Annotated in this window: 11 protein-coding genes; 2 read left to right on the top strand and 9 right to left on the bottom strand. The window is 71.1% G+C overall.

The features are described 5' to 3' along the window. Nucleotides 1-68: 68 nt before the first annotated feature. The 4 genes from ACIPTO_RS29565 to ACIPTO_RS29550 all read right to left on the bottom strand — a co-directional run bounded on the left by ACIPTO_RS29565 (nucleotide 69) and on the right by ACIPTO_RS29550 (nucleotide 4,155). Nucleotides 69-1,235, bottom strand: coding sequence for a thiolase domain-containing protein (locus tag ACIPTO_RS29565; protein ID WP_401197126.1), 1,167 nt, complete (start codon nucleotides 1,233-1,235; stop codon nucleotides 69-71). Then, nucleotides 1,232-2,296: a thiolase domain-containing protein gene (locus ACIPTO_RS29560; protein ID WP_401197123.1), complete on the bottom strand. Its 1,065-nt coding sequence runs from the start codon at nucleotides 2,294-2,296 to the stop codon at nucleotides 1,232-1,234. Before ACIPTO_RS29560 ends, ACIPTO_RS29565 begins: the two co-directional genes overlap by 4 nt. Further along, on the bottom strand, nucleotides 2,296-3,240 hold the full coding sequence (locus ACIPTO_RS29555; protein WP_401197121.1) for a Zn-ribbon domain-containing OB-fold protein: 945 nt from the start codon (nucleotides 3,238-3,240) through the stop codon (nucleotides 2,296-2,298). The genes ACIPTO_RS29560 and ACIPTO_RS29555 overlap by 1 nt, the downstream gene beginning before the upstream one ends. A 114-nt stretch (nucleotides 3,241-3,354) precedes the next feature. After that, the gene (locus ACIPTO_RS29550) at nucleotides 3,355-4,155 is read right to left on the bottom strand and encodes a crotonase/enoyl-CoA hydratase family protein (protein ID WP_401197118.1); all 801 of its coding nucleotides are present in this window, start codon (nucleotides 4,153-4,155) and stop codon (nucleotides 3,355-3,357) included. A 167-nt stretch (nucleotides 4,156-4,322) separates the two neighbouring features. Between ACIPTO_RS29550 and ACIPTO_RS29545 the strand changes: the two genes are divergently transcribed. Continuing rightward, nucleotides 4,323-5,942, top strand: coding sequence for an acyl-CoA synthetase (locus ACIPTO_RS29545; RefSeq protein WP_401197116.1), 1,620 nt, complete (start codon nucleotides 4,323-4,325; stop codon nucleotides 5,940-5,942). Between the two features lie 131 nt (nucleotides 5,943-6,073). Beyond that, nucleotides 6,074-7,972 carry a sulfatase gene (locus ACIPTO_RS29540; RefSeq protein WP_401197113.1) on the top strand — a complete coding sequence of 633 codons (1,899 nt, stop codon included), beginning with the start codon at nucleotides 6,074-6,076 and terminating at the stop codon, nucleotides 7,970-7,972. 97 nt (nucleotides 7,973-8,069) lie between these two features. Here ACIPTO_RS29540 and ACIPTO_RS29535 read toward each other — a convergent pair whose 3' ends face one another. The 5 genes from ACIPTO_RS29535 to ACIPTO_RS29515 all read right to left on the bottom strand — a co-directional run bounded on the left by ACIPTO_RS29535 (nucleotide 8,070) and on the right by ACIPTO_RS29515 (nucleotide 16,389). Next, nucleotides 8,070-9,566 (bottom strand): acyl-CoA synthetase, encoded by a 1,497-nt coding sequence (locus tag ACIPTO_RS29535; protein ID WP_401197111.1) that lies wholly within the window; start codon nucleotides 9,564-9,566, stop codon nucleotides 8,070-8,072. A 103-nt stretch (nucleotides 9,567-9,669) separates the two neighbouring features. Further along, complete coding sequence (locus ACIPTO_RS29530; protein WP_401197109.1) at nucleotides 9,670-11,220, bottom strand: acyl-CoA synthetase; 1,551 nt, start codon at nucleotides 11,218-11,220, stop codon at nucleotides 9,670-9,672. Beyond that, a complete protein-coding gene (locus ACIPTO_RS29525) occupies nucleotides 11,217-12,329 on the bottom strand; it encodes an NAD(P)H-dependent flavin oxidoreductase (RefSeq protein WP_401197106.1) in 1,113 nt (370 codons plus the stop codon). Before ACIPTO_RS29525 ends, ACIPTO_RS29530 begins: the two co-directional genes overlap by 4 nt. Before the next feature lie 94 nt (nucleotides 12,330-12,423). Continuing rightward, on the bottom strand, nucleotides 12,424-13,998 hold the full coding sequence (locus ACIPTO_RS29520; RefSeq protein ID WP_401197103.1) for a phytoene desaturase family protein: 1,575 nt from the start codon (nucleotides 13,996-13,998) through the stop codon (nucleotides 12,424-12,426). 123 nt (nucleotides 13,999-14,121) lie between these two features. Beyond that, entirely contained in the window at nucleotides 14,122-16,389 is a 2,268-nt protein-coding gene (locus tag ACIPTO_RS29515) for a tetratricopeptide repeat protein (protein WP_401197100.1), read from the bottom strand. Between the last annotated feature and the right edge of the window lie 46 nt (nucleotides 16,390-16,435).

The raw sequence follows: 16,435 nt of genomic DNA, 5'->3' as shown, positions 1-16,435 counted from the left end.
CGATTCGTCGTCCGCGGCCAGCCTAGCGATCGGCTTCTGATGCCAACAGGCCACGTGAGGGGGACCTTTCAGGAGGTGGGGGGTTCGCTGCCCACGAGCCACATCGCGAAGAACTGCGATCCGCCGCCGTAGGCGTGCCCGAGAACCCGCCGTGCGCCTTCCACCTGGTGTTCTCCGGCCTGGCCCCGCACCTGGAGGGCGGCCTCCGCGAAGCGGATCATGCCCGAGGCGCCGATCGGATTGGTCGACAGCACGCCCCCTGACATGTTCACGGGAAGGTCGCCGTCCAGTTCGGTCACCCCCGATTCGGTGAGTTTCCAGCCCTCTCCCTCGTCGGCGAAGCCGAGGTTCTCCAGCCACATGGGCTCGTACCAGGAGAACGGCACGTACATCTCGACGGCGTCGATGTCCCGGCGCGGATCGGCGATCCCGGCCTGCCGGTACACGTCGGCCGCACAGTCCTTGCCGGCCTGTGGCGACACACAATCCTTTCCGGCGAACAGTGTGGGTTCACTGCGCATGGCGCCCCCGTGCATCCAGGCCGCCGGACGCGGTGCGCGAGCCGCGCCGGCCCGGTCGGTGAACACCATGGCGCACGCGCCGTCCGAGGACGGGCAGGTCTCCGAGTACCGGATCGGGTCCCACAGCATCGGCGAGGCCTGGACCTTCTCCAGCGTGATGTCGTGCTCGTGGAGATGCGCGTACGGGTTCTTCAGCGCGTTGCGCCGGTCCTTGTACGCGACCAGCGAGCCGACCGTGTCGGGCGCCCCCGTCCGCCGCATGTAGGCCCGCACATGCGGCGCGAAGAACCCGCCCGCACCCGCGAGCAACGGCTGTTGGAAGGGAATGGGCAGGGACAGGCCCCACATGGCGTTCGACTCGGACTGCTTCTCGAAGGCCAGCGTGAGCACGGTGCCGTGCACCCGGGCCGCGACGAGGTTCGCGGCGACGAGCGCCGTGGACCCGCCCACGGAACCGGCGGTGTGCACCCGCAGCATCGGCTTCCCCACGGCGCCGAGCGCGTCCGCGAGGTACAGCTCGGGCATCATGACGCCCTCGAAGAAGTCGGGTGCCTTCCCGATGACGACGGCGTCGATGTCGGCCCACGTCAACTCGGCGTCGTCCAGGGCACGTTGGGCCGCCTCCCGGACCAGCCCCGCGATCGACACGTCCCGCCGCGCGGCGACGTGCTTGGTCTGGCCGATCCCTACGACGGCCACGGGCTCCTTGCTCATCGCGGATCCCCTTCGAGTACGGCGACCAGGTTCTGCTGCAGACAGGGACCGGAGGTCGCGTGGGCGAGGGCCCGGTCGGACTCGCCCCGGTGGATGCGGGCGGCGGCCTCGCCGATGCGGATGAGCCCGGCGGCCATGACGGGGTTGGCGGCGAGGGCGCCCCCGGACGGGTTGACGCGTACGTCGTCGCCGAGGCGCAGCGCCTTGCGCAGGACGATCTCCTGCGCGGTGAACGGCGCGTGCAACTCGGCGGTGTCCACAGGCCGTTCGAACGCTCCGGCCCTCTCGGCGGCGAGCCGTGCGGACGGTGAGTCGGTCAACTCCCGTACGCCGAGGCCGTGTGCCTCGATGCGGTGGTCGATCCCCCTGATCCAGGCGGGCCGTCGGCACAGTTCACGGGCCCGGTCGCCGGCCGCGAGGATCACGGCGGCGGCGCCGTCACCGACCGGCGGGCAGTCGCCGGTGCGCAGCGGGCGTACGACGTAGTCGCCCTGCGGCACCGAACCCCGCACCTGTGCGTGGGAGTTGGCGCTGGCGTCGGTCCGGCTGCGGGCCGCTACGGCGGCGAGCGCGGGTTCGTCGGTGTCGCCGGCGTCGATGAGTGCCTGGGCCTGGAGGGCGGCCAGGGCGACGGAGTCCGGCCACAGCGGGGCGACGTAGTACGGGTCCAACTGCCGTGTCAGGACGTCGCGTACGGAGCCGGGGGACGACTTGCCGTACGAGTACACCAGCGCGGTGTCCGCGTCACCGGTGACGAGTTTGACCCAGGCCTCGTAGAGCGCCCAGGCGCCGTCCATCTCGACGTGCGACTCGGAGATCGGCGGCCAGGCTCCGACGCCGTCGAGGGCGAGGGTGAAGGAGAAGGCGCGGCCGGCCAGGTAGTCGCTGGAGCCGGAGCAGGTGAAGTCGATGTCGGCGGTCTTGAGGCCGGTCTGTTCGAGGACGCCGTGCAGCACCGGCATCAGCATCTCCACCTCGGACAGCTCGTCGGTGGTCCGCCGGTGGTCGGTCTGCGCGAAGGCGACGACGGCGATCTCACGCGGTGCGGCGTCTCCTGACATCACAGCAGCTCCTTGTAGGCGTCGTAGTCGGCGTCTGGTTCACCGGTCGGCCGGTAGTGGTCCGGATAGCGGCCCCCCTCGCTCCACACCGCCTCGACCCGCAGCCCCATGCGCACCTGGTCGTACGGAATCCCGCCGATCCGCCCGTGCAGCGCGAGGTCGGCGCCGTCGAGGGCGATGTGCGCGTAGACGTACGGCACCTCGATGTCGAGGTTCTTCGCCTTGATGTTGACGATGCAGAACGTCGTCACCGTGCCCCGCGGACCCACTTCGACATGTTCCGCCGTGGCGACCCCGCAGGTGGGGCACGCACCCCTGGGCGGGACGTACACCTTGCGGCAGGAGGGGCAGCGTTCCCCGACGGTGCGCTGTTCGGAGAGGGCGCGGATGTAGTCGGTCTGGGCCCGGCCTGGCGAGTAGACGTAGTCGAGCCGCGCCTCGGCCACGATGCCGGTGACCATGTCCTCGAACTCACCGTTGTGGGAGCCGGGTTGACGCCCCTCGTCGCCGTCGTACGGCTCGAAGCAGGCGATGTCGGTGATGGCGCCGTTACGTTCCCCGGCCCACCGGACGCGCACGCGCATGCCGCTGCGCACGGCATCCGGGCCCGGGACGTCCAGGGCGTGCAGCAGGGCGGTGTCGGCGCCGTCGAGCCGGACCAGCACCCACGCGAAGGGCGTGCCGAGCGGCTGTCCGCGCCGGGGTTCGTGGTTCCAGGCCCAGGTGGTGACCGTCCCGCTGTCCCCGACCTCGACGAGGTCCCGGATCTCCTCGGCGGTGACGGGGTCGTACTCCACGGGAGGCACGAGGGTCCGCCCGTCCCCTGTCCTCACCCCGAGGACGACCCGCTCGCGCAGCCCGGTGAGGAATGCGCTCTGGACGGGGCCGAGAGAGCGAGTGAAGGGAAACTCAAGGACGAGGGGCGCTTTGAGTATTTCGGGCATGGCATCTCCTCTGACTGGGAAAATGGCGGCAAGGACGCCCACCTGGGGGCGCGAGGAACTGCGCGACCAGCCACAACGAACCCGCAGACACAACCGGACCTACGAGCGGAATTCCTACGCCCGCTTATAGACAGGCGGCCGTTTCTCAGCAAAGGCACGCGCCCCCTCCTTGGCATCGGCGGTGTCGAACACCGGCCACCCCCGTTTGAGCTCGGCCGCAAGCCCCTCCGTCTCGGTCAGCTCCGCTGTCTCGTACACCGACGCCTTGACCGCCTCGACCGCCAACGGCCCGCACGAGTTGACGAGTTCGGCGATCTCCAGCGCCTTGTCGAGGGCGGCGCCGTCCGGCACGACATGCCCGACCAAGCCGACGTCCGCCGCCTCACGAGCGCTGTACGGCCGCCCGGTGAGCAGCATCTCCAGCGCATGCGTACGCGGAATCTGCCGCTGGAGCCGCACGGTCGACCCCCCGATCGGGAACAGCCCGCGCTTCACCTCGAACAGCCCGAAGGTCGCCGACTCCCCCGCGACCCGGATGTCGGTGCCCTGAAGGATCTCCGTACCGCCGGCCACGCAGTACCCCTCGACCGCGGCGATCACCGGTTTGCGGGGCCGATGGTGGCGCAGCATCGCCTTCCAGTGCAGATCCGGGTCGGCGGTGAGCCGATCGCGGTACTCCTGCCCGTCCATCCCCTTGCCGGCGAGGGCCTTGAGGTCCATGCCGGCGCAGAACGAACCCCCCGCGCCCGTCAGCACGATCGACCGCACCGTGTCGTCCGCGTCGGCCTCGATCCATCCGTCGTACAGCCCGACCAGCATCGGCAGCGAGAGCGCGTTCTTGGCCTCGGGCCTGTTGAGCGTGAGCACGAGCGTGGCGCCCTCACGCCGCACGGTCAGGTGTTCCGTACCGCCCATTGCCGTCCTCCCGTCGCCGTACCGCCTGCCGAACGAGAACAGGTTGCAGGAGGCACCGTGGCAGTACAAGAGGTTTCTGACACTCAGTCAGATTTCTTGTGCGCGGACCCTTCACAGTTGCCGCGCCCTTTGCTCTGATGACCGGCGAACCGACGTCAGGAGGAGTGGTGGAGTACAACATTGCCGACCTGTTCGAGTCGGTCGTCGACGTGGTCCCGGACCGCGAGGCGCTCGTGTACATCGACCACCCGGGTACGGGCGCGGAACGCCGCCTGACCTACGCGGAGCTGGACGCGGCGGCCAACCGCATCGCCCATCATCTGATCGACACCGGCATCCGCCCGGGTGAGCATCTCGGGCTCCATCTCTACAACGGCGTCGAGTACCTGCAGACGGTACTGGGCTGCCTCAAAGCGCGGGTCGTCCCCGTCAACGTCAACTACCGCTACGTCGAAGAGGAGTTGGTGTACCTCTACCGGGACGCCGATCTCGTGGCACTGGTCTTCGACGCGGAGTTCACCGAGCGGGTGGCCGCCGCGCTGCCGCGCGCGGAGCGACTGCGGCACCTGGTCCGGGTGGGAGCGCCGCCCGCGGCGGGTCCCGAAGTGCCCGCCGTGGCCTTCACGGACGCCGAGGCCACCGGGTCGCCCGGGCGCGGCTTCCCGGCACGGTCGGCGGACGACCAGTTCATCATCTACACCGGCGGCACGACCGGGATGCCCAAGGGTGTGATGTGGCGTCAGGAGGACCTGTTCTTCTCGGGACTCGGCGGCGGTGCGCCGACCGGTGAACCGGTCGGGAAACCGGAGGAGCTGGCCGAGCGGGTCGCGGCCGGCGGGGCGGGGATCACGTTCTTCCCCACTCCCCCGCTGATGCACGGCACCTCCACGCTGACCGCGTTCATCGGCTTCAACTTCGGCCAACGCGTCGTGATCCACCGCAAGTTCGTGCCGGAGGAGGTGCTGCGGACCATCGAGAAGGAGAAGGTCACCAGCATGTCCCTGGTCGGCGACGCGATGCTGCGCCCTCTCATCGACGCCCTCAACGGGCCCATGAGGGGCACCGACTGCTCGGCGATGTTCAGCGTCTCGTCGTCCGGCGCGATCATGTCGGAGACGGTGCGCCGGCAGTTCCAGGAACTGCTCCCCAACACGATGCTGCTGAACAACTACGGCTCGTCCGAATCGGGCTTCAACGGCACGGCGACGGCCGACTCCGGCGCCGGGAAGTCCTTCCGCATCCGGGTCAACTCCCGTACACAGGTGGTCGATCCGGCCACGTACGAACCCGTCGCCGTCGGTGAGATCGGCCGGGTCGCCCAGTGCGGGCATGTGCCGCTCGGCTACTACAACGACCCGCGGAAAACCGCCGAGACCTTCTTCGAGAAGGGCGGCAGGCGGTGGGTCCTGCTCGGCGACATGGCGACCGTGGACGACGAGGGCGTCGTCACGGTCCTCGGCCGGGGCTCGCAGTGCATCAACACCGGCGGGGAGAAGGTGTATCCGGAGGAGGTCGAGCAGGCGCTCAAGTCGCATCCGGATGTGTACGACGCGCTCGTGGCCGGGGTGCCGGACCCGAAGTGGGGCAACCATGTCGCCGCCGTCGTACAACTGCGCCCGGGTGCGGAGCGGCCGTCCCTGGACGACATCCAGACGCACTGCCGTACCCATCTCGCCGGGTACAAGATCCCGCGCCAACTGGTGTACGCGGACTCCATCCAGCGGTCGCCCAGCGGCAAGGCGGACTACCGGTGGGCACGGGAGGTCGCGGTCGCCGCAGCTCAGTGAGTCAACAGTGGGTCAACGAGCGGGGCCGCTTGAACTGGCGGTAGCGTGCGGCCGTACTGATGGTGACGGATCTGGTGGCCCGGGCCAGGTCCGTCATGCCATCACCGGGCTCAGCACGGAAGGACGTTCGGGTGCCGCTCTTCACTCGCTCTCACCCATCGGCACAGCGGGAAGCCACCGGGGAGACCGACCCGACAGCGGCGCCGGAGGCCGCGACCTCGCCCGAACGACGGGAACCATCCGACCCGGTCGCACCGGCTGAACCGAGCACACCACCCGAGCCGAGCGGCGAGACCGACGCCGACACCGACACCGACACCGACACCGACGAGGTGACCGCGTCCCCGGATCCGACCGACGCACCCTCCCCCCAACTCGCTTCCCGCCCCGGCTGGTTCGGCTGGCGCACCCGCTTCCCCCTCGCGGCGCGCGTCGTGCGCGTGGGGACGAGCGTGCTGGCCGGTGTGCTGCTGCTCGTCGCGCTCGTCGTACCGGACCGGCTCGACCGGATGACGTTCCAGTCCTTCCTGCGGCTGCCCGTGGAACTCATCGTGCTCGCGGTCGTGCTGCTCGTGCTGCCGGCGCGGGCGCGGCGGATCACGGCCGTGGTCACGGGTGCGTTCGTCGGGCTGTCCACCGTCCTGAAGTGCCTCGACATGGGCTTCTACGAGACGCTGGCGCGGCCGTTCGACCTGGTCTTCGACTGGGTCCTGCTGAGCGACGCGGCGGACTGGATGAAGGACTCGTTCGGTCACTCGGGCGAGGTGCTCGCGATCATCGGGGTGATCGTCCTGCTGATCGCCGTGCTCGCGGGCAGCGCGCTGGCGATGGTGCGGCTGGCGGACGTGCTGGCCACGCACCGCCCCACGGCCGTGCGCACCACACTCGTCCTCGGGGTGGCGTGGATCATGTGCTTCACCCTGAGCGTGCAGGTCGGCGGAGTCACCCTCGCCACCAAGGGCTACAGCCAGTTCCTCTCCAACCGTGTGAAGTACGTCCGCGAGGGCCTCGGCGACGCCGACGTCTTCAAGAAGCAGCTCACGGTGGACGCCTTCGCGAAGACCCCGCCCGTCCAGCTGCTCAACGGACTGCGCGGCAAGGACGTGCTGTTCACGTTCATCGAGAGCTACGGCCGGGTCGCGCTCGACGACCCGGCGATGGGGCCGGAGATGGACAAGACGCTCACGGCGGGCGACGCCCGGCTGAAGGCGGCCGGGTTCTCGTCGCGGAGCGCCTGGCTCAGGTCGCCGGTGACGGGCGCGGGCAGCTGGCTCGCCCACTCGACGTTCCTGTCCGGCCTGTGGATCAAGAACCAGCAGCGGTACCGGACCGTCACCACCAGCACCCGCGCCACCCTGACCAGCTACTTCCAGAAGACCGGCGCCTGGCGCACGGTCGGCATCGTCCCCGGAGTGCGCAAGTCGTGGCCCGAGGGCAAGTACTTCGGCCTCGACAACATCTACGACTCGACCCATCTCGGCTACCAGGGCCCGTACTTCAGCTGGACGCCCGTGCCGGACCAGTTCAGCCTGGAGTCCTTCGAGAAGCTCGAGTACGGCAAGAAGAACCGCGACCCGATCATGGCGGAGATCATCCTGGCCTCCAGCCACAACCCCTGGTCCCCCATCGCCCACACGATCCCGTGGAACCAGCTCGGGGACGGCACGATCTTCAACCAGATCAAGAAGGAGGGCACGAACCCGACGGAGGTCTGGAAGAGCGCGAAGCGCGTGCGGACCGAGTACCGCAAGGCCATCCAGTACTCCGTGGACAGCCTGACCCAGTGGGTCCAGCGCTACGGCAACAAGAACACCGTCCTCGTCTTCCTCGGCGATCACCAGCCGGTGCCCACGGTCACCGGAGGCACCGCCGACCGGGACGTGCCGATCACCATCGTCGCCCACGACCCGAAGGTGCTGGACAAGATCTCCAGCTGGGGCTGGACGGACGGACTCAAGCCGGCCGACAGCGCACCGGTGCTGGGCATGGACAAGTTCCGGGACCGCTTCATGACGGCGTACGCGAAGTAGGCGTCGCCCTTCGTGGTGCCCAGCACGTGGCCGCACCGCCGGGGCGGAGGCACACGCCCGCCCCGGCGCCGCCCGCACGCCCGCATTCCAGGAACCCTCAGTCGCCGAGCCGCTCCCGCAGCTCCCGCTTCAGGATCTTTCCGCTGGCGTTTCGCGGGAGCCCGTCCACGAACAGGACGCGCTTGGGTGCCTTGAAGTGAGGGAGCTTCTCCCGTGCGTGGTCGATGAGTTGGGACTCGGTGACCTCGCCGCGCGGGACGACGACCGCGGTGACGGCCTCGATCCAGCGGTCGTCGGGGAGGCCGATCACGGCGACCTCGGCGACGCCCTCGTGGGTGTAGAGCGCGTCCTCGACCTGGCGTGAAGCGACCAGTACGCCACCGGAGTTGATGACGTCCTTGACCCGGTCGACGACGGTGAAGAAGCCGTGCGCATCCCGTACCGCGAGGTCGCCGGAGTGGAACCAGCCGTCGCGGAAGGCGGCGGCCGTCTCCTCGGGCTTGTCCCAGTAGCCCTCGCACAACTGCGGTGAGCGGTAGACGACTTCACCGGGCGTGCCGTCGGGCACGTCCTTCCCTTCCTCGTCGACCACCCGCGCGTCCACGAACAGGACGGGTCGGCCGCAGGAGTCCATCCGGCCCTTGTGCTCGTCGGGTCCGAGGACCGTGGCGAGCGGGCCGATCTCGCTCTGCCCGAAGCAGTTGTAGAAGGCCAGCTCGGGCAGCCGCTCGCGCAGCCGTTCCAGGACGGGCACCGGCATGATCGACGCACCGTAGTACGCCTTGCGGAGCCCGCTGAGGTCACGGCTCGCGAAGTCGGGCCGGTTGGCGAGGCCGATCCACACGGTGGGCGGGGCGAACAGGCTGTCCACGCGTCCGGCCTCGATCAGGTCGAGGAGCCGGTCGCCGTCGGGCGCGTCGAGGATGATGTTGGTCGCTCCGACCGCCAGGTAGGGCAGCAGGAACACGTGCATCTGCGCCGAGTGGTACAGCGGCAGCGCGTGCACGGGCCGGTCCCCGGCGCTCAGGTCCAGGGCGGTGATCGCGCTCAGGTACTCGTGCACCAGGGCCCGGTGGGTCAGCATCGCGCCCTTGGGGAGGGCGGTCGTGCCCGAGGTGTAGAGCAGCTGCACCAGGTCCTCGGCGCGCGGCTCGGGCCCGTCGTACGGCGTGGCGGACGGCAGCCGGTCCAGCAGCGAGCCGTCCGCGTCCCGCAGCGGCAACGTCCTTACGTCGTCCGGGAGTTGACCGGCGAGGTCCGGGTCGGTGAGCACCAGCGCGCTGCCGGACTGGTCGACGATGTACGCGAGGTCGTCGCCGGTGAGGTGGTGGTTGACCGGCACGTGCACGAGGCCCGCGCGGGCGCAGGCGAGGAAGCCGATGAGGTAGGCGTCCGAGTTGTGGCCGTAGGAGCCGACCCGGTCGCCCGGCGTGAGTCCCTGGCCGAGGAGCACGGTCGCCGCGCGGGAGACGGCGTCGTCGAGTTCCCCGTAGGTCCAGGAGCGCTCGCCGTAGTCCACCGCCACGCGTGCGGGAGTGCGCCGGGCACTGCGTCGCAGTACCCCGTCAACCGTGCTGCCGTGTCCGGGCGTCATGAGACATGATCCTCGGTGCACCGCCCGGGCAGGTCAAGCGAGCCGGCCGGGGCGGTCCCGCGCCGCAGGGGGGCGGGACCACATGGTCCTCCACCGGGCTCTCTCACATGGGCCGCGTCCGTCCCTCCCAGTACGGCTCGCGCAGCCGTCGCTTGTAGAGCTTGCCGTTGGGGTCGCGGGGCATCTCGGTGATGAAGTCGATGCTCTTGGGGCGTTTGTAGCCGGCGAGTTGTTCGGCGCAGTGGCCGAGGAGGGCGGTGGCGAGGGCGGGGCCGGGCTCGTGGCCCGGGGACGGTTCGACGACGGCCTTGACCTCCTCGCCCCAGTCGTCGTGCGGGATACCGAAGGCGGCGGCGTCGGCGACGGCGGGATGGGCGAGGAGCGCGGACTCGATCTCGGCCGGGTAGATGTTGACGCCACCCGAGATGATCATGTCGATCTTGCGGTCGCGGAGGAAGAGGTAGCCGTCCTCGTCGAGGTAGCCGAGGTCGCCGACGGTGAAGAAGTCGCCGATGCGGTTCTTCCGCGTCTTGTCCTCGTCCTTGTGGTAGGCGAAGCCGCCGGTGCTCATCTTCATGTAGACCGTGCCGAGTTCACCGGGCGGGAGCCGGTTGCCGTCGTCGTCGAAGACCGCGAGTTCGCTGATGGGCCACGCCTTGCCGACCGTGCCCGGCTTCTTCAGCCAGTCCTCGGCGGTCGCGAAGGCACCGCCGCCCTCGCTGGCCGCGTAGTACTCCTCCACGCAGTGGCCCCACCAGTCGATCATCGCCCGCTTGACGTGGTCGGGGCAGGGCGCGGCGCCGTGGATGGCGTGCCGCATGGACGAGACGTCGTAGCGCGCGCGGGTGTCCTCGGGGAGGGCGAGGAGGCGGTGGAACTGGGTGGGGACCATGTGGGTGTGGGTGCACTTCTCGCGGTCGATGAGGCGGAGCATCTCCTCCGGTGTCCACTTGTCCATCAGGACCAGGCGGTGCCCGATGTGCAGGCTCGCGCCCGCGAACTGGAGGACGGCCGTGTGGTAGAGCGGCGAGCAGACCAGGTGCACGTTGTCGTCGAACGGCTTGATGCCGAAGATGCCGAGGAATCCGCCGAGGTACGCGGACTCGGGAGGCTTTCCCGGCAGGGGGCGGCGAATGCCCCGGGGGCGTCCCGTGGTGCCGGAGGTGTAGTTCATGACCCAGCCGAGGGTGCGGTCCTCGGGCGCCGACTCCGGCTGTCCTTCGAGGAGTTGGGCGTACGGCCGGAAGCCCTCGACCGTGCCGACCGCGTACCGGTGGGTGGCGGGCAGGCCTGCCTCGTCGGCGGCCTGGCGGACGGGCTCGGCGAACCGCTCGTGCGCGATGAGCACCTTGGCGCCGGAGTCGGCGACGATCCAGGCGATCTCGGGTGCGACGAAGTGGTGGTTGACGGGCACGAGGTAGAACCCGGCCTGGCTGGCGGCCAGATGGGCCGTGAAGAACTCGACGCCGTTGGGCAGCACGACCGCGAAGGCGTCGCCGCGTTCGAGGCCGGCGGCGCGCAGGCCGTGGACGAGCTGGTTGGTGGCGGCGAGCAGCCGGCCGGCCGTCCACTCCTCGCCGTCGGGCGCGACAAGGACCGTGCGGTGGGGGTCCTGTGCGGCCTGGGCCCAGAAACCGGTGGGAGGTGTGCTCACGACTGTCCGCTCCTTCCGGCGATGCGGTTGACGCGGTCGACGGCTTGCTCGAAGCCGCGGGTGAGGTCGTCGAAGACAGCCTGGACGCTGCGTTCGCTGTTCATGCGGCCGACGATCTGGCCGACGGGCGTGCCGAGGAGCGGTTCGATCTCGTACTTCTGGATGCGGGTCACGGCGTCGGCGACCAGCAGGCCCTGCAGCGGCATCGGGAGGGTGCCCGGTCCTTCCGGGTCGTCCCAGGCGTCGGTCCACTCGGTGCGCAGCTGGCGGGCCGGTTTGCCGGTCAGGGCGCGGGAGCGGACGGTGTCGCCGGACCCGGCGGCGAGCAGTTTGCGGGTGACCGCGGGCGAGTGCATGTCGGCCTCTGTGGTGGTCAGCCACAGGGAGCCCAGCCACACGCCCTGGGCGCCGAGGCTGAGCGCGGCGGCCACCTGCTGTCCGCTGCCGATGCCGCCCGCGGCCAGGACGGGCAGGGGGTCGACGGCCTCGACGACCTCGGGTGTGAGCACCATGGAGGCGATCTCACCGGTGTGCCCGCCCGCCTCGTAGCCCTGGGCCACGACGATGTCGATGCCGCCCTCCGCGTGCTTGCGGGCGTGCCGGGCGCTGCCGGCGAGGGCGGCGACGAGCATGTCGCGGTCGTGGGCGCGGGCGACGACGTCGGGGGGCGGGGAGCCGAGGGCGTTGGCGAGCAGCTTGATCGGGTAGTCGAAGGCGACGTCGAGCTGGCTGCGGGCGACCTGTTCCATCCACCCGGTGATGCGCCAGCCGGAGACCTCGCCCTCGGCGAGTTCGGGAACGCCGTACTTGGCCAGGGTCTCGGTGACGAACCGCCGGTGCCCTTCCGGGATCATCGCCTCGACATCGGCCTCGCTGACGCCTTCCACCTTCTTCGCCGGCATGACGACGTCGAGGCCGTACGGCATCCCCTCGACGTGTGCCTCCAGCCAGTCGAGGTCGCGCTTGAGGTCGTCGGGTGCGGTGTAGCGGACCGCGCCGAGCACTCCGAAACCGCCGGCCCGGCTGATGGCCGCGGCGACGGCGGGGAACGGCGTGAAGCCGAAAATGGCGTGCTCGACTCCCAGTTTCTTGCTCAACTCCGTCTGCATGGGCGCAGAATGCCGCAGTCCTCCGGACGACGGAAGGCCTTTTCTGATGCTCCGTCAGATTTCTCGGCCGACGGGGCGACCGGGCGGTGCCTCCTCAGCTCTCGCCCGTCTCCAGGACCGCCATCGCCGCGTTGTGTCCTGGCACCCCGCTCACGCCCCCGCCGCGGACCGCGCCCGCCCCGCACAGCAGGACGTTCGGATGCCGGGTCTCGACGCCCCACCGGCCGGTGCCGTCCTGGGCGTGGGGCCAGCTCAGTTCGCGGTGGAAGATGTTGCCGCCGGGGAGCCTGAGATCGCGTTCCAGGTCGAGCGGGGTCTTCGCCTCGATGCAGGGGCGGCCGTCCGCGTCGGTGGCCAGGCAGTCGGCGAGGGGTTCGGCGAGGTGCTGGTCCAACTGGGCCAGCGTCGCCGTCAGCAGCGCGTCCCGTACGCCGTCGTTGTCCCGCTCGAAGAGGCGGGCCGGGGTGTGCAGGCCGAAGAGCGTGAGGGTCTGGTAGCCGTTCTCGGCGAGGTCCCGGCCGAGGATGCTCGGGTCGGTGAGCGAGTGGCAGTAGATCTCGGAGGGCGGTGCGGCGGGCAGCGCGCCGGACGCGGCCTGGGCGTGGGCGGCGGCCAGTTGGTCGTAGCCCTCGGCGATGTGGAAGGTGCCGGCGAAGGCCTCGCGCGGGTCGACGGAGGTGTCGCGCAGCCGGGGCAGCCGCTTGAGCAGCATGTTGACCTTGAGCTGGGCGCCCTCTGCGGGCGCGGGCGGCTCGTCCCCGGTGAGGGCGGCCAGCTGCTGCGGGGACGCGCCGACCAGGACGTGCCGGGCGGCCACGGTGCCCTCGCCGTCGGCGGTGCGGTAGGTGACCTCGGCGGCGCGGCCGTCCGTGTCGATGCGTACGGCCTCGTGCCCGGTGGCGAGTACGGCTCCGGCCGCGCGGGCGGCGGTGGCGAGCGCGTCGGTCAGCGCGCCCATGCCGCCGACGGGCACGTCCCAGGCGCCGGTTCCGCCGCCGATGACGTGGTAGAGGAAGCAGCGGTTCTGGGCGAGCGCGGGGTCGTGGGCGTCGGCGAAGGTGCCGATGAGGGCGTCGGTGAGGACGACGCCCCGGACCAGGTCGTCGGTGAAGTTCTCCTCGATCGCGACACCGATCGGCTCCTCGAAGAGCATCCGCCAGGCGTCCTCGTCGTCCACCCGTCGGCGCAGTTCGTCGCGGGTGGGCAGCGGTTCGGTGAGCGTGGGGAAGACCCGCTGCGCGAGGCGGCCGGTCATGCCGTAGAGCCGCTGCCAGGCCGCGTACTCGCGGTCGCCGCCGGTCAGCCGGGCGAAGGCGTCACGGGTGCGGCGCTCGCCGCCGCCGACGAGGAGGCCGGTGGGGCGTCCGTCGCGTTCGGCGGGGGTGTACGACGAGATGGTGCGCCCGCGGACGCGGAAGTCGAGGCCGAGGTCCCGCACGATCTTCCGGGGCAGCAGGCTGACCAGGTACGAGTACCGGGACAGCCGGGCGTCGACCCCGGCGAAGGGACGCGTCGACACGGCGGCGCCGCCGGTGCCGTCGAGCCGTTCCAGGACGAGCACGGAGCGCCCGGCCCGGGCCAGGTAGGCGGCGGCGACCAGGCCGTTGTGGCCACCGCCGACGATGACGGCGTCGTACGTCCGGTGTCCGGGTCCCTCGTGTGCAGGCATGGTTCTTGGTAACACGAGGTGATCTAGGTCGGCCAGGGGTGGGCGGGGTGCGGGGTGCGCGGGCTGTGCCCTTCGGGGTGTCGGCACGCGGGACGGTCCGCGGCGGGCGTGGCGGCGCCGCTCTCAGTGGCCGCCCGGTGCCCCGCCCTGTCGCAGTGCCGCCACCCGGCGGTACAGCTCGGCCGCCTCCTTGCCCCGGCCGAGCTGTTCCAGGCAGTGGGCCTCGTCGTTGCGGCTGGCGAGGGTGTCGGTGTGGTCGGCGCCGAGGACGCGCTCGCGGGCGGTGGCCACCCGGCGGTACTCGGTGAGGGCGTCGGCCCAGCGGCCGAGCCAGCCGAGGCCCACGGCGACCTCGCGGCGGCTGACCAGGGTGTCGGTGTGGTCGGCGCCCAGGACCCGCTCACGGATGGCGCACACGTCCCGGGACTCGGCGAGTGCCTCCTCCCAGCGGCCGAGGCGTCCGAGGTTGACGCCGAGGCCGTGCCGGGCGCGGAGGGTCTCGGGGTGGGCGGGACCGTGGACGCGGGTGCGGTCGTCGATCAGGTCGCGGTAGAGCTTGAGGGCGTCGGCGCTGCGGCCGAGCCGGCCGAGGCTGATGCCGATCTCGTAGCGGGCGGCGAGGGTGTCGGCGTGGTCGGGGCCGAGTGCCCGCGCGCGGGCCTCGGCGACGTCGCCGTACGTCTGCAGGGCCTCGGGCCAGCGGCCCAACTGGCCGAGTGCGTAGGCGACTTCGTAGCGGGTGACGAGGGTGTCGGGGTGGTCGGGGCCCAGCACGCGGGCGCGGGCCTCGGCGACCTCGCGGGCCATCCGGTACGAGTCCTCCAGGCGGCCGAGTCTGCTGAGGTTGAAGGCGAGGTTGTGCCGGCAGCGCAGGGTGTCCGGGTGGTCGGGGCCCATCGTGCGCTCCCTGGCGGCGAGCACGGACGTGTACACCTGGTGTGCGTCGAAGTGGCGGCCCAACTGGCCCAGGACGTAGGCGATTTCCTGCCGGGCGGCGAGGGTGTCGGCGTGCTCGGCGCCCAACGCCCCTTCCCGGACGCGGGCCACGTGGGTGTACTCCCGCAGCGCGTCGGCCGGGTGGCCGGTGCGGCTGAGGGTGAAGCCGAGTTCGTAGTGGCTGGCGAGGGTGTCGGGGTGGTCCGGGCCCAGCAGGTTCCGGCGTTCGTCGGCGACCGCGCGGTGCACCTCGCCCGCCTCGGCCCAGCGGCCCAGCCGCCCCAGGCTCAGGCCCGCGTTGTGGCGTCCGGCCAGGCCGTCGAGGATCTCCCGGGACGGTGCGGAGGCGGACCCGGGCACCGGTTCCTCGGCGTGGCCGGTGGTGGGGCGGGCGATCCACTCACCGGTGAGGCCGGCTCCGGCGTCGGGCGGGGTGGTGCGCAGTCCGGCGCCGGTCGCCTTGTGGCCGGTGGTCATCCCGCGCGTCCAGGACGGCAGCCGCGCCTCGCCCGCCGCCGGTTCGCCCGCCGCTGGTTCGGCCGGCTCCGGTTCGGCCGGGCGGAGTCGGGGCTGCGGGGTCACGACGGTCGGCACGTACAGGGGTGTCGTACGGCCCAGGCCGATCCGGCGCCCCACCTCCCGGGCGTCGTAGGGACGCTGTTCCGGGAGCTTGGCCAGCAGGTCGAGGATGACCTTCTCCAGGTACTCGGGCACGTCGGAGCGCCGGGTACGGGGCGGGGTGGGTGCGGTGTCGCGGTGGCCGATGAGGATGGCCCAGGCATCGCCGAGGTCGAACGGCGGTGCCCCGGTGACGAGTTCGTACAGGACGCAGCCGAAGGAGTAGAGGTCGGAGCGCTGGTCGACCTCCGACCCGCTGATCTGTTCCGGCGACATGTAGTGCGGGGTGCCCATCGCGATGCCGGTGCCGGTGAGCCGGGACGTGAAGCCGATGTCGGCGCCGAGGCGGGCGATGCCGAAGTCGCAGATCTTCACCGTGCCGTCGGTCAGCCGCATGATGTTCGCGGGCTTCAGGTCCCGGTGCACGATGCCCTGTTGGTGGGTGTAGGCGAGGGCGGAGGCGACCTGTTCGGCGATGTCGACGACGTCACCGACCGGCAGCGGTCGCTGCTCGTTGTCCTCCATGAGCTGGCCGAGGTTGCGGCCGTCGAGGAGTTCCATCACCAGGTAGAGGACGCCGTCGGACTCGCCGAAGTCGTGGACGACGGTCACGCCGCGGTGCTGCAGGGCCGCCGCCACCCGGGCCTCGCGCCGGAACCGCTCGCGCAGCACGCCGGTGAACGACTGGTCGTGGTGCGGGCCCAGCGGCTTCAGGCACTTCACGGCGACATGCCGCCCGAGCGACTCGTCCCGGGCGCGCCACACCTCGCCCATGCCGCCGCGCCCGATCAGTTCGAGCAGCCGGTAGCGCCCCTGGATCAGCCTGCTGTCCCCCATCTCGCGCGCTCGCCCCCGTCGGTGTTCGTCCCGCCCTCCCCTGGCT

Origin of the sequence: Streptomyces sp. NPDC090083 (genome assembly GCF_044747445.1) — a bacterium.
GTDB lineage: Bacteria > Actinomycetota > Actinomycetes > Streptomycetales > Streptomycetaceae > Streptomyces.
This window is presented reverse-complemented; position numbering and strand designations above follow the sequence as displayed.

What these genes read in the sequence shown, in the direction of transcription:
- ACIPTO_RS29565 (WP_401197126.1), bottom strand. Translation starts at nt 1,235, where the DNA reads ATGAGCAAGGAGCCCGTGGCCGTCGTAGGGATCGGCCAGACCAAGCAC.
- ACIPTO_RS29560 (WP_401197123.1), bottom strand. Translation starts at nt 2,296, where the DNA reads ATGTCAGGAGACGCCGCACCGCGTGAGATCGCCGTCGTCGCCTTCGCG.
- ACIPTO_RS29555 (WP_401197121.1), bottom strand. Translation starts at nt 3,240, where the DNA reads ATGCCCGAAATACTCAAAGCGCCCCTCGTCCTTGAGTTTCCCTTCACT.
- ACIPTO_RS29550 (WP_401197118.1), bottom strand. Translation starts at nt 4,155, where the DNA reads ATGGGCGGTACGGAACACCTGACCGTGCGGCGTGAGGGCGCCACGCTC.
- ACIPTO_RS29535 (WP_401197111.1), bottom strand. Translation starts at nt 9,566, where the DNA reads ATGACGCCCGGACACGGCAGCACGGTTGACGGGGTACTGCGACGCAGT.
- ACIPTO_RS29525 (WP_401197106.1), bottom strand. Translation starts at nt 12,329, where the DNA reads ATGCAGACGGAGTTGAGCAAGAAACTGGGAGTCGAGCACGCCATTTTC.
- ACIPTO_RS29520 (WP_401197103.1), bottom strand. Translation starts at nt 13,998, where the DNA reads ATGCCTGCACACGAGGGACCCGGACACCGGACGTACGACGCCGTCATC.
- ACIPTO_RS29515 (WP_401197100.1), bottom strand. Translation starts at nt 16,389, where the DNA reads ATGGGGGACAGCAGGCTGATCCAGGGGCGCTACCGGCTGCTCGAACTG.